The following is a 12195-nucleotide window of genomic DNA, read 5'->3' as shown; positions in this document are numbered from 1 at the left end:
TCGGACGAGTTGTCCGGCGAGGCCGCCGGGCTGATGGAGCGCGCGGCCTTCTTCCGCTCCGGCGAGACCGCCGAGGCGGCGGTACCGGCGACTCCAGCCGCGACAGCCAAGACCGCGCCTGCGAGGAAGCCCGGGCTTCCGGCCGCGCGTCCGAAGGCTTCGGCGGCGGCGCCCGCCGAGGAGCCCGCCCCCGTCAGCGGCAGCATCCGGGACCTCCAGAACCGCGCCAGCGGCTTCCGCCCGGCGGCCAGGGACGAAGGCTTCGCGCTGGACCTCTCGGACGACGGCTTCGAGCGCATGAGCCGCTGAGGCGTTCCGAACGGCGAGGCTGGACGATGGATGCGCGCCGCCTAGCCTCCCCGCCATGAGCTTGCGGGAGCCGACCTTTCCGACCGCCGCGCCCGATGCGGCGGTCGACGCGTTTCTGGATGCCCTGGCCGCACTGCCGGGCAGCCCTCGCCTTTTCAACTTCTACCGCGACCACGACCCCGCCGTGGAGGATGCGGATGCGCCCTCGACCCGTCGCCGGAACCTCGGACGCGTTCTCGCCTGGTACCGGGCGCGGGGCGGCTGCGACCTCTGGCTCGGCGAGGCGCCGGCCTGGTCGGGCACGCGGCAGAGCGGCGTGCCGTTCGTGGGCGAGCATGCCTTGCCGCTTCTCTCGAGCCGCCTCGGCCTCGACCCGCCGCTGCGGCGCGCGACGCGAACGAGCGAGCCGGCCAGGGCGACCCAGACCGCGCGGGAAATCTGGCGCGCGCTGGAAGCCGCGCCCGTGCCGCTCTTCTGGAACGCCGTGCCGCTTCATCCGCACGCGCCCGGCGAGCCCCGCCGCAACCGCACGCCGGGCGCGAGCGAGATCGAGTCGGCGCGTCCGCTTCTGGAGGCGCTGGTGGAACTGGCCGGCGTCCGGCGCATCCTCTGCGTCGGACGTGTCGCGGAGCGCGCGGCGGCCCGTCTCGACCTGCCGCGCGTGCCGGTGCGTCATCCCGCGCAGGGCGGCGCTGGAGCCTTCCGGCTCGGCGCCGCCCGCTTTCTCGATCAGACGTAGCGGTTGAGAACCGCTTCCAGGCGCTCCTGCCCGCCCGAACGGGGCTGCGGGTCGAGCGAGCGGCCGCGCTCGGCCACCTGTTCCAGCGTGCGCTCGCCCTTGAGGATGGCCTGGTTCTCGGCGCTGTCCCAGCCGGCGTAGCGCGCCTCTAGCGGCTTCTCCAGCGCGCCGTCGGCCAACATGCGCTCGGCCGCCAGCAGCGCCCGGGCGCAGGCGTCCATCGAGGCGACGTGCGCGATCACGAGGTCCTGCGGGTCGATCGACTGGCGGCGGATCTTGGCGTCGAAGTTGAGGCCGCCGGTGGTGAAGCCGCCGTGCTTCAGCATCTCGTGGAAGACGAGCGTCATCTCCGAGACGTTCATCGCGAACTGGTCGGTGTCCCAGCCGAGCAGATCGTCGCCGCGATTGATGTCGAGCGAGCCGAACAGGCCGCTGGCATAGGCGAGCTTGACCTCGTGGTCGAAGGAGTGGCCGGCGAGGATCGCGTGGTTCTGCTCGAGATTCAGCTTCACGTCGTCCACGAGGTCGTACTTCTGTAGGAAGCCGAACACCGTCGCCGTGTCGTAGTCGTACTGGTGCTTGGTCGGCTCCTTGGGCTTGGGCTCGATCAGGATCGGGCCCTGGAAGCCGATCTTGTGCTTGTAGTCGACCAGCATCGAGAGGAAGCGGCCGAGCTGGTCGAGCTCGCGCTTCATGTCGGTGTTGAGCAGCGTCTCGTAGCCCTCGCGGCCGCCCCAGCAGACGTAGTTCTCGCCGTTGAGCGCGTGCGTCGCGTCCATCGCGGCCTTCACCTGCCCGCAGGCATAGGCGAAGACGTCCGGGTCGGGGTTGGTGGCCGCGCCCGCCATGTAGCGCCGGTGCGAGAAGAGGTTGGCCGTGCCCCAGAGGAGGCGGACCTTGGCGCTTTCCATCTTCTGCGCGAAAAGGTCGGTGATGCTCTTCAGGTTGTCGATCGACCCCTGGAGGGTGTCGGCCTCGGGTGCGACGTCGGCGTCGTGGAAGGTGAAGAAGGGCGCGTCCAGCAGATGGAACAGGTCGAAGGCGACCTCGGCCTTCTCGCGGGCGCGGGCGAGCGGATCGCCGGACGCCATCCAGGGCCGGTTGAAGGTCGCGCCGCCGAAGGGATCGCCGCCCGGCCAGGTGAAGGAGTGCCAGTAGCAGACCGCGAAGCGCAGCTGCTCCTCCATCGTGCGGCCCATGACCTGGCGCTTGGGGTCGTAGTAGCGGAAGGCCAGCGGATCGTGGCTTCCCTCGCCCGCGAAGCGGACGGGCTCGGCGAGGCCGAAGAAACTGTTGGCGGACATGCGGCAATGCCTCCCTGTCGGGTCGCCGGTCCTTCGCCGGGCCCCATGAGCTACGTACCTCACGCTTCGCCGAGCGACAATCCCGCACGCGGTCGGTTCAGTCCGGCAGGTTGTCGGGCAGCAGGATCTCGACGCGGATGCGCTCCTGCCGCTCGTCGATCCGCGCGCCCGACAGGGCGGCCTCGACGACGCGCAGGGCCGACCGCGCCTCGTGGCCGGGGTCCTGGACGATCAGGGCGTCGATGCGGCCCGAGACGAGAAGCGGACGCGTCTCGGGCGTCAGCTCGTGCGCGACGACCACGGGCCTGAGGTCGCGCTCGGCCAGCGCCTCGCACAGACCCGCATTGCCCGCGCCCGCGCTGTAGATGGCGAGCGGCCGGGGCTGGCGCTGAAGGATGCGCGCGACGGCCTGGCGGGTCGCGCCCGGCTCGTCCTGTCCCTCCACCACGCCCGTGACGTCGATGAGGGGAAAGCGCTCGGCCAGCGCCTCGCGGAAGCCGTCGAGCCGGTCGCGGTGGTCGCGCAGGTCCCGCGAGCCGAGGACCACCAGGATCTCGCCCGCCGCCCCGCCCGCGAAGCGTCCGAGAAGATGGGCGGCGACGCGCCCCGCCGCGCGGTTGTCGATGCCGACATAGCGCAGGCGCGCCGAGCCGGGCACGTCAGACACGAGGGTCACGACCGGCACGCCGCGCGCGACGGTCGCATCGATCGCCTCGCGCACGGCCGGGTGGTCGAGCCCGACCGCGACCACCGCATCGGCCCCCTCGCCCGCCCGGAGGATCGCCTCGGCCAGCGGCTCGGCCTGGAACGTGTCGGCGGCCTGGATCGAGAGATCGAGATGACGCCCCGCGCCCGTGCGCGAGGCTTCCTCCAACGCTTCGCGCAGGCGGCCCATGAAGGGATTGGCGCCCGCGTCCGGCAGAAGGCAGACGACGCGGTGGCGCACGCGGCGCGCGAGCTGCGCGGCGCCGAGATTGCGCTCGAAGCCGAGGTCGCCGACGGCCTTTTCGACCCGCCGGATGGTCTCGGCGCGCACGCCGGGGCGCTTGTTGACGACGCGGTCCGCCGTGGCGAGCGAGACGCCGGCCCGTTGCGCGACGTCGCTGAGCGTCGGGTGACGGCGCTCGGTCCGGTCCTCGCTTCCGCTCATCGGGCGATGCCGCTCCGCGGGCCGGCGGCGATGAACCCCACGCGATCCCGCCCGCATCGGCTGGAGGGCATGCTGGCGGTGCCCGGCTGCGGCGGCATGAGCAAGACCTTTCGTGTTCCGGCGACCATATTTGCCGCAAAGCTCGAGGAGCGGAAGAGCGGAGCGGCGCGGTCGTCCGTCCGCCCACAGAAGCCTCCCCGCCTCGAACAAGTCTTTGTAACGGTTCCAGAAATTGTTGCCGCGACGACACACGCGCCCCAAAGCGAGGCGCAACCCAAATTCTTGACTTTTCGAGTCATGAATTCCGGTGGCATGACGAGGCCCTCGTCACGCCATGGATTCGATCGCTCATGCGACTCCCTTCCCGTCTTCTCGGCGCCACCGCGCTGGCTCTTCTCGCCGCCCATCTGCCTGCCCGCGCGCAGGAGGGAGACAGCGTGACGCTCGACACGGTGGTGGTCGACGGCGAGGCGGACGGCGGGACGGGCCCGGTGGAGGGCTACGTCGCCCGGCGGACGCTGACCGGCGCCAAGACCGCGACGCCGATCGAGGCGGTGCCCCAATCGGTCTCGGTGATCGGCCGCGAGGAACTCGACGACCGCGCGGTCCAGACCGTGACCGACGCGCTGCGCTATACGCCCGGCGTCGTCACCCAGCCCTTCGGCTTCGATTCCGACACGGACTGGTTCTTCGTGCGTGGCTTCCAGGGCACGCAGACCGGCGTCTATCTCGACGGTCTCAACCTCTACCAGTATGCCTTCGCGGGCTCCACGATCGATCCGTTCTTCCTGGAGCGGGTCGAGGTCCTGCGCGGTCCCTCGTCGGCGCTCTACGGCGGCGGCAATCCGGGCGGCGTCGTCAACCTCGTGTCCAAGCGCCCGACGGGCGAGCGCCTGCGCTACGTGGAAGGGGCGATCGGCGACGAGCCGAACGGCTGGGCCGCCTTCGACATGGGCGACCGCGCCGCGCCGGACAGCCCGTGGAGCTACCGCGTCCTCGGGCGCGTCCAGGGCGGCGAGACGCAGACCGACTATGCCGACACGTTCCGGGGCATGATCGCGCCGAGCCTGCGCTACGAGCCGGACGCGCAGACGCGTGTCGACGTCTACGGCTTCTTCCAGTACGACAACCTGCGGCACTCCACGAACTTCCTGCCCTACGAGGGAACGGTCGTGGACGCACCCTTCGGGCGCATCCCGCGCTCGCTCTACACGGCTGAGCCCGACCTCGACCGCTACCTGTCGCGCCAGATGCTGGCGGGCGTCGACGCAGAAACGACGCTCGACAACGGCGTGACGCTGCGCTCCAACACGCGCGTCTCGCGCACCGAACGCGAGGAACTCTTCCCCTACACGTTCGGCTTCACGGACCCCGCGACGGGCGGCAGCTTCCTGTCGGCGCCGGTCGATGCCAGCTCGCTCCTGACGCGGCTGAACTTCGGGCACGACACGGCAGCGGACTCGCTCACCACCGACAACAACGCGACGGTCCGCTTCGACACGGGCGCGCTCGACCACACGCTTCTCGCCGGCATCGACTACAAATTCTACCGCATCGACCAGGAACAGGCCTCCGGCACCGCATCGGCGATCGACCCGATCCGCCCGCGCTACACCAACGTCCTGCCGCCGCTGGGCAGTCCCTATATCGACGAGCGGATCGACCTCAACCAGCTCGGCTTCTACGCGCAGGACCAGGTCCGCTTCGGCGGCGGCTGGATCACGACGCTGAGCGGTCGCTACGACCGGGTCTGGATCGACCGCGACGACCATCTGGCGGCCGACGACGACTACGACGGCCGCGAGGGTGCGCTCAGTGGCCGGGCCGGCCTCGGCTACGAGTTCTCGAACGGCGTCGTGCCCTACGTGTCGGTCGCGACCTTCTTCAACCCGCAGCTCGGCACGACCGGCGACGGACGGGCGGTGGAGGCCGAGGACGGCGAGCAGGTCGAGGGCGGAGTGAAGTGGTCGCCCACGGACTTCGACGGCACGTTCACGGCCTCGGTCTTCGACCTGACGCGCCGCAACGTCGTCCAGACCGATCCTCTCACCTTCCTGCCAGTGCCGCTCGGCGAGGTGCGCTCGCGCGGCGTCGAACTCGAGGGCAAGGCGAACGTCACCGACGGGCTGAAGCTCATCGGCTCCTTCAGCTACATCGACCTCGAGATCCGCGACGACGTCGACGTCGACCTGATCGGCAACCGGCCCTACCTGATCCCCGAGGTCACGGCCTCGGCCTGGGCGGACTACACCGTTCTCGGCGGCGCGCTCGATGGCGTCTCGTTCGGCCTGGGCGTGCGCTACCTCGGGGAATCCTACGCCGACAACGAGAACACGGCGAAGGTGCCGGACGCGACGCTGGTGGATGCCGCGATCCGCTACGAGCAGGCCGACTGGGGCGTGTCGCTCAACGCCAGCAACCTCTTCGACAAGCGCTACGTCGCGGGCTGCCAGGGCCTTTTGAACTGCGGCTACGGCCAGGGACGCGAGGTCATCGCCAAAGCCCATATCAGCTGGTAGCCGCCGGGCACGGCACGAGACGAACGAAAAAGGCCGCTCCGGTTTCCCGGAGCGGCCTTCTTCGTGGGCGGGTGGCTTCGATCAGAAGTCGCGCTGGAAGCGCAGGAAGCCGGTCACCTGATCGGTGTCGCCGATGCGGTCGAAGTCGACGTTGCGGTAGACCACCTCGGCGAGCGAGGCGAAGTTCGGGGTGAACTTGTAGCCGAGGTTGCCGACGAAGGCGTAGTAGTCGCCGGTGGTCGAGAAGGTGCCGAACTGGCCGTTCGGCAGAGCGCCGAAGAACTGCGTGTCGAAGGTCTTGCCGTACTGGCCGGACACCGCGATGCCGAGCTTGCCGATGCCTTGCGCGTAGCCGGCGCCCGCCGCCCATTCCAGGAAGATCGGCACCGCGCCCGGAGTCGGGTTCAGGACGTTGGGGTTGTCGGCGGTGAAGGCGGAGGTCGTGGCGAGGCCTGCGATCGAGGCGTAGACGGTGGGGTCGAAGGCGTAGTGGCCCTCCACCTTCAGCTGCGACTCGGGCAGGAGCACGTCCTTGAGGTAAACGCCGCCCTTGAGCGCGAAGGCGTCGTTGCTGCCGTCGTTCAGGACGCGCGGCAGACCCGGCAGCGAGATCGGGAAGGTCTCCACGCCGTTGAAGTCGAACGGGTCGAGCCCGATCGCATCGCGCGCGTCCTCGAAGTTGAACGTCTCGTCGTAGACGGCCGAGAGATACGCCCCGCCCCAGGTGCCGAGATAGACCAGCTTGGCGTGGACGTCCGGCACCGCGTCGCCCGTGCCGTCGTCCTCGAGGCCGAGCGTGAGCGAGAAGCCGTTGGCCGCGAACGTGTAGTTGATCTGGTTGGTGTTGAAGTCGCCCACCACGAGGTCGGTATCGGTGAGAAGGCCGTCCTCGATGTCGCCGATGCCCGACGACCACATCGTGTCGCGGTAGCCCGCCAGAAGGCCGCCGAGCTGCAGGAAGGCCTGGTCGATCTCGACTTCGTTGTCGGCGCCCGAAAGGTTCGTGTTCTGCAGGCGGATGAAGGAGCGCAGCGTGCCGAGGTCGGTCTCCTCGCGCACGTCGAAGTTCAGGCGCGAGCGCACGGCGGTCGACACCTGGTAGTCGTCGCCCTCGAGGTTGGTCGCCGGATTGCCCGCCACGATCGTGTCGAAGCGGACGTAGCCGTTGAACGAGAAGCAGCTTTCCGTGCCGGGGATGTAGTAGAAGCCCTTGCCGTACACGTCGCAGACGCGGACGTAGTCGACCGGCTCGGGCTCGGGTGCGATGACGGCGTCGGCGGCCTTCGCGCCGGACAGGGTCGACAGCAACGCCGCAGAGCCCAGAAGCCACGTCTTGATGGTCATGGAAGGTCCCCTCGAAAATCTGCGCGCGCCCGTGTCCCCCGGGGCGGCGAAACGCATCGGACCGGCCTGCGGAAGGAGACGGGCCGGCAATCGGATGCCATCCTTACGATGCATCAGCATTCGTGGAACTGGCGCAAGCGATTCGGCCCCCAAAAAGCCGCAAACCGGAAGAGTGGCCGCAACCTGTGGCGGTGGGGGCACGAAGCCTGCCGGAATAAAGGATCGCGCGACACCGGTGCCCCGGCATGACCTTGTCTTGCAATCACGGGGCGCGTCGGCTGTAACGGAGCCATGCAGGACGCTTTCGAGCCCGCCGGCGAACCGGCCGACCCCTTCCGTCTCGGGCGCTTCGTGGAGGCGCAGGCCCGAACCTGGGAGGTCGCGCTCGGCGAGGTCCGGGCCGGCCGCAAGTCGAGCCACTGGATGTGGTACGTCTTCCCGCAGATCAGCGGGCTCGGGCGTTCCGAGACGGCCCGCCGCTACGCCATCGGCTCGCTGGACGAGGCGCACGCCTTTCTCGCCCATCCCCTCCTCGGCCCCCGGCTGCGCGAGATCACGCGCGCGGCTGCCGGCCTTCCCGGCGGCTCGGCGCGCGACGTCTTCGGCACGCCCGACGACCTGAAGCTCCGCTCCTCGCTGACGCTGTTCGACCGCATCGAGCCGGACGGCCCCTTCGCGCTCGCGCTGGACCGCTTCTTTTCGGGCGAGCGAGACGGCGAGACGCTGCGCCTCCTTGGGCGGGCGGGCGATCCGTGAGCGCCCTCACCGCGACCGATCTCGGGGAGCTGGCCGGCTGGCGGCAGGCGCTCCACGCCATGCCCGAGATATCGGGCGAGGAACGAGAGACGGCGCGCCGCGTGCGCGAGGCGCTCGAACCCCTGTCGCCGGCGCGCGTGATCGAGCGGCTCGGCGGATGGGGCGTCGCCGCGCTGTTCGCGGGCGCGGGACCGGGTCCGTGCGTCCTGGTCAGAGCCGAACTCGATGCGCTGCCGATCGAGGAGCGGGGCGCGGCCGCGCATCGCTCGCGCATTCCCGGCCGCGCGCACCTGTGCGGCCATGACGGGCACATGGCGACGCTGCTCGGCCTCGCGCGCCGGCTTTCCCGGTCGCCGCCCCGGTGCGGGCGCGTCTGGCTCCTGTTCCAGCCGGCCGAGGAGACCGGCGCGGGCGCCGCGGCCGTGATCGCCGATCCGCGCTATCGCGCCGAGATCGCGCCGGACCACGCCTTCGCTCTCCACAACCTTCCCGGCGTGCCGCTCGGCGAGGCGATCGTGCCCGTCGGCCCCGCGAACTGCGCCTCGGCCGGCCTCCTCATCCGCCTGCGGGGACGCACAGCCTATGCCGGCAGTCCCGAAACGGGGCTGGCGCCGACGCCCGCGCTGGCCGCGCTGCTTTCGCGGCTGAACGACCTGGGAACGCCCGCCCGCCCGGACGGATCGCTGCCCGACGCCTTCGCCATGTGCACCGTCACCCACGCGCGGCTCGGCGAGCCCGCCTTCGGCATCGCGCCCGGCGAGGCCGAGGTCTTCGCGACCCTGCGCACGTTGCGCGACGGCGAGATGGCGGCCCTGCGCGGCGAGGTGGAGACCTTGGCGCGAAGCCTTGCGGGAGCGCACGGGCTGGAGCTGAGCCTCGAGGACCACGAGGTCTTTCGCGCCTGCCTCAACCACCCGGAGGCGGCCGCGATCCTGCGGGATGCGGCCAGCGAAACCGGCCTTCGCTGGCACGCCGGCCCGCCCCTGCGCGCATCCGAGGACTTCGGCCGCTTCGGCGAGGGCGCGCGCTCGGCCATGCTGTTTCTGGGAGCCGGCACAGCGCATCCGGCGTTGCACGATCCGAACTACGACTTTCCCGACGCGCTGATCGTGACCGGGGCGCAGATCTTGGAGCGAGCGGTTCGCCGGCTGACCGACTGAAGCGACAGGGCACGCGACCTGACGGAAAACGTGCCATGCCTGAGCATGGCAGCCTCGCCCCGGGGCGGAAACCGCAGCATCCATCAAAGCCAATTATCAAGTGATCAGAGCGTCTTGGAACAATTCCAATCCGCTCGCGGCCGCCTGAAAAATCTTGACTCTAATGCTCATGTAACTTCTACCGGGATCATTGATCCGTCCCGGCAGGAAGCCGTCGTTCCGCCGTTGCCCGCTCGCGGCCCTGGCCGGCGAGCCGGTCGGCGACGGGCTCCCGTCGCTCCTGCCGTCCATCGAGGTTTGCCGATGCACCGAACGCCGTCCGCTCCGCCGCTCCTTCGCTTCACGCTCTGCCTGGCGGTCGTTCTGACGGCGGCGAGCGCGCTTCCCGTGCAGGCTCAGGAAGCTGTGGACGAGGCCGCGCAGAGCGCGGCGGCGTCCTCGTCCACGATCGACGCGACGGTTCCGGCCAGGGCGGAACCGGCATCGGCCGGGGCCGTATCCGGCGCGGCCCCATCCCCCGTCGCCCCGGATGCCTCCTCGAACGCCCCGTCCGGCCCCGCGCCGACGACGATGGTCGAGGTCGAGCCGGCCGCGCTGCCGCACGACCTGTCGCCTTGGGGCATGTTCATGGCGGCCGACTGGGTGGTGAAGGGCGTCATGATCGGCCTTGCCTTCGCCTCGCTGGTGACCTGGACCATCGCGCTCGCCAAGATCCTGGAGATGGCGGGGGCCCGGGCCCGCGCGCGGCGCGGCATCGCGCGCCTCGCGAAGGCCGCGACGCTGCGCGACGCGCTGGGCGATCAGGGGCGCAGCTGGCGCGGTCCCGTCGGGGCGCTGGCCGAGGCGGCGGAAGAGGAGCGAGCCCGCTCCGAGGGGCTTTCGGCGGACGGAACGAAGGAGCGCGCGGCGGTCGCCCTCCAGCGGATCGAGGCGCGCGCCGGACGGCGCATCGCGCGCGGCACCGGCATCCTCGCGACCATCGGCTCGACCGCGCCCTTCGTCGGCCTGTTCGGCACGGTCTGGGGCATCATGAACTCGTTCATCGGCATCTCGGAAAGCAACACGACGAACCTCGCCGTGGTCGCCCCCGGCATCGCGGAGGCGCTGCTCGCGACCGCGATCGGCCTCGTCGCGGCCATTCCCGCGGTCGTGATCTACAACCTCCTCGCCCGCCAGATCACCGGCTACCGGACGATCCTGGCCGACGCGACGGCCACCGCCATGCGCCATCTCTCGCGCGAGCTCGACCGGCGCGACAGCGGCGTCGTGCGTGACCCCGCGACGCGCGGCCGCCTTCAGGCGGCGGAGTAGCCGCGATGGGCATGTCCCTGAAGTCCGGCGAGGGCGAGGACGACCTCGGCGAGGTGTCCGAGATCAACGTCACGCCCTTCATCGACGTGGTGCTGGTGCTGCTCATCATCTTCATGGTAGCCGCGCCGCTCTCCACGGTCGACGTCGCGGTGGACCTGCCGAGTTCCAACGCTCCGCCCGCCGAGCGGCAGGGCGAGCCGGTCTATCTGACGCTGAAGCGCGACCTGTCGCTGGCGCTCGGCGAGGAAGCCGTGGCCTCCGGGGCGCTGGCCGCCGCGCTCGACCGGCAGACCGGCGGCAACCGCGAGGAGCGCGTCTATCTGCGCGCCGACGAGGCCGTGGCCTACGGCGACCTCATGGAGACCATGAACGCGCTCCGCACGGCCGGCTACCTGAAGATCGCGCTGGTCGGGGTCGAGGCCGCGCCGCCGGCGGGCGCGCAGCCCCCCGCCCCGCCCGCGCCATGACGACGTTCGAAGGACGATTCGAGGCCGAGCACGGCTGGTCGCCGCTGTTCCTGCGCTGGGGCGTGGCGGGCTCGCTCGTGCTGGCGCTGCACGGCGCGGCGGCCTTCGCGCTCCTGAACCACGTGCCGCCCGAGGCGCCGCCGGCCGGCGCGCCGGAAGCGGCGATCCTGATCGACCTCGCGCCGCCGGCCGAATCGGCCGAGGCCCCGCCCCCGCCCGAGGTGACGCTGCCCGAACCCGTGGCCGAGCCGCCTCCACCGGAGCCGATGGAGGAGCCGCCGCCCGAGCCTGTCGCCGAGCCGCTACGCGAGCCGCCGCCGGCGCCCGTCGCGGAACCGCTGCCCGAACCGGAACCCTCCCCGCTCGACCCGGTGGTGGAGGAGCCGCCTCCGGCGGAGGCGCCCGTGATTGAGGAAGAGGTCGCGCCGGCTCCCGGCAACGTGCCGCTGCCGACGCTGCGTCCGGCCCCGCCGCGCCCCGCGCCCGAGCCGCAGGCCGAACGTCCCCGCCCCCAGCCCGAACGGCGCGTGGAGCGGCGCGAGCCACCGGCCCGCCAGGTCCCGCGACGCCAGGCGCCCCAGCCGCCGGCCTCGCTCGCCTCGCGCGGCGCGCCCGATCGGCAGGCGTCGCAGGGCGCCCCCGTCTCGGCGGCGAGCCGCGACCGGTGGCAGAGCCGGATCCAGGCGCGCCTCAACCGCTTCAAGCGCACGCCGCGCGGGGGCGGCGAAGGAACCGTCGTGGTGAGCTTCTCGGTGGACGCCTCGGGCCGCGTGACGGGCGCGCGCGTTTCGCGCTCGGCGGGCGGCGCGCTGGACGAGGCGGCTCTGGCGCTCGTGCGCCGCGCGGGACCCTATCCCGCGCCGCCGTCGGGGACGGGTCTCACGATCACGGTCCCGATCCGCTTCGACTGACGCTCAGGCGCTGAGGCGCTCGAACCGTTCGTCGCCGAGATCGAGCGCCATGCCGGCCGCCGGGCGTCGCGGCATCGCAGCCTTGCGGGCTGGCAGCGGCTCGGCGGCCGGTGCCACCACGGCGGAAGGCGTTGCGGGCCGTGCAGACGCGACGTTCGCGGCTTCAAGGCGAAAGAAGCTCGTGCGGTCGTTGAGCCGCTGCGCTTCCGAGGAAAGCTGCTCGGC

General features: G+C 71.3%; 10 protein-coding genes and 2 pseudogenes. 8 read left to right on the top strand and 4 right to left on the bottom strand.

The features are described 5' to 3' along the window. A pseudogene (locus tag AUL35_RS22695) lies at window positions 1-309 on the top strand (hypothetical protein); the annotation flags it as partial. 55 nt (window positions 310-364) lie between these two features. Beyond that, complete coding sequence (locus tag AUL35_RS20830) at window positions 365-1048, top strand: uracil-DNA glycosylase (RefSeq protein ID WP_062018447.1); 684 nt, start codon at window positions 365-367, stop codon at window positions 1046-1048. Here AUL35_RS20830 and xylA read toward each other — a convergent pair. After that, complete coding sequence (gene xylA / locus AUL35_RS20825) at window positions 1039-2352, bottom strand: xylose isomerase (protein WP_062018445.1); 1314 nt, start codon at window positions 2350-2352, stop codon at window positions 1039-1041. The two genes, AUL35_RS20830 and xylA, sit on opposite strands and share 10 nt — an antisense overlap. Before the next feature lie 97 nt (window positions 2353-2449). Continuing rightward, the gene (locus AUL35_RS20820) at window positions 2450-3502 is read right to left on the bottom strand and encodes a LacI family DNA-binding transcriptional regulator (RefSeq protein ID WP_062018443.1); all 1053 of its coding nucleotides are present in this window, start codon (window positions 3500-3502) and stop codon (window positions 2450-2452) included. Window positions 3503-3852: 350 nt separating this feature from the next. Between AUL35_RS20820 and AUL35_RS20815 the strand changes: the two genes are divergently transcribed. Then, complete coding sequence (locus tag AUL35_RS20815; protein ID WP_062018441.1) at window positions 3853-6021, top strand: TonB-dependent siderophore receptor; 2169 nt, start codon at window positions 3853-3855, stop codon at window positions 6019-6021. A gap of 81 nt (window positions 6022-6102) precedes the next feature. On the opposite strand, the gene AUL35_RS20810 is transcribed toward AUL35_RS20815, so the two are convergent. After that, window positions 6103-7365, bottom strand: a complete 1263-nt coding sequence (locus AUL35_RS20810; protein WP_062018439.1) for a porin — start codon at window positions 7363-7365, stop codon at window positions 6103-6105. A gap of 291 nt (window positions 7366-7656) precedes the next feature. Here AUL35_RS20810 and AUL35_RS20805 point away from each other — a divergent pair, with 291 nt between their 5' ends. The 5 genes from AUL35_RS20805 to AUL35_RS23120 all read left to right on the top strand — a co-directional run bounded on the left by AUL35_RS20805 (window position 7657) and on the right by AUL35_RS23120 (window position 11970). Beyond that, window positions 7657-8121 (top strand): DUF1810 domain-containing protein, encoded by a 465-nt coding sequence (locus AUL35_RS20805; RefSeq protein WP_062018437.1) that lies wholly within the window; start codon window positions 7657-7659, stop codon window positions 8119-8121. Continuing rightward, window positions 8118-9281 carry an amidohydrolase gene (locus AUL35_RS20800; RefSeq protein ID WP_244493863.1) on the top strand — a complete coding sequence of 388 codons (1164 nt, stop codon included), beginning with the start codon at window positions 8118-8120 and terminating at the stop codon, window positions 9279-9281. Before AUL35_RS20805 ends, AUL35_RS20800 begins: the two co-directional genes overlap by 4 nt. A 303-nt stretch (window positions 9282-9584) precedes the next feature. Continuing rightward, window positions 9585-10592 (top strand): tonB-system energizer ExbB, encoded by a 1008-nt coding sequence (exbB, locus tag AUL35_RS20795; protein WP_082666507.1) that lies wholly within the window; start codon window positions 9585-9587, stop codon window positions 10590-10592. A 5-nt stretch (window positions 10593-10597) separates the two neighbouring features. Continuing rightward, on the top strand, window positions 10598-11059 hold the full coding sequence (gene exbD, locus AUL35_RS20790; RefSeq protein WP_062018435.1) for a TonB system transport protein ExbD: 462 nt from the start codon (window positions 10598-10600) through the stop codon (window positions 11057-11059). Next, entirely contained in the window at window positions 11056-11970 is a 915-nt protein-coding gene (locus AUL35_RS23120) for an energy transducer TonB (protein ID WP_062018433.1), read from the top strand. Before exbD ends, AUL35_RS23120 begins: the two co-directional genes overlap by 4 nt. Before the next feature lie 3 nt (window positions 11971-11973). On the opposite strand, the pseudogene AUL35_RS22690 reads toward AUL35_RS23120, so the two are convergent. Continuing rightward, window positions 11974-12195, bottom strand: a pseudogene (locus tag AUL35_RS22690) (methyl-accepting chemotaxis protein); the annotation flags it as partial.

The sequence above is a fragment of the Aureimonas sp. AU4 genome (genome assembly GCF_001463765.1).
GTDB lineage: Bacteria > Pseudomonadota > Alphaproteobacteria > Rhizobiales > Rhizobiaceae > Aureimonas.
The sequence above is the reverse complement of the archived record's forward strand: the minus strand, read 5'-3'. Positions and strand labels throughout refer to the sequence as shown.

Excerpts from the sequence above, each read along its gene's own strand:
- AUL35_RS20830 (WP_062018447.1), top strand. The coding sequence starts at position 365 with ATGAGCTTGCGGGAGCCGACCTTTCCGACCGCCGCGCCCGATGCGGCG.
- xylA (WP_062018445.1), bottom strand. The coding sequence starts at position 2,352 with ATGTCCGCCAACAGTTTCTTCGGCCTCGCCGAGCCCGTCCGCTTCGCG.
- AUL35_RS20820 (WP_062018443.1), bottom strand. The coding sequence starts at position 3,502 with ATGAGCGGAAGCGAGGACCGGACCGAGCGCCGTCACCCGACGCTCAGC.
- AUL35_RS20815 (WP_062018441.1), top strand. The coding sequence starts at position 3,853 with ATGCGACTCCCTTCCCGTCTTCTCGGCGCCACCGCGCTGGCTCTTCTC.
- AUL35_RS20810 (WP_062018439.1), bottom strand. The coding sequence starts at position 7,365 with ATGACCATCAAGACGTGGCTTCTGGGCTCTGCGGCGTTGCTGTCGACC.
- AUL35_RS20805 (WP_062018437.1), top strand. The coding sequence starts at position 7,657 with ATGCAGGACGCTTTCGAGCCCGCCGGCGAACCGGCCGACCCCTTCCGT.
- exbB (WP_082666507.1), top strand. The coding sequence starts at position 9,585 with ATGCACCGAACGCCGTCCGCTCCGCCGCTCCTTCGCTTCACGCTCTGC.
- exbD (WP_062018435.1), top strand. The coding sequence starts at position 10,598 with ATGGGCATGTCCCTGAAGTCCGGCGAGGGCGAGGACGACCTCGGCGAG.
- AUL35_RS23120 (WP_062018433.1), top strand. The coding sequence starts at position 11,056 with ATGACGACGTTCGAAGGACGATTCGAGGCCGAGCACGGCTGGTCGCCG.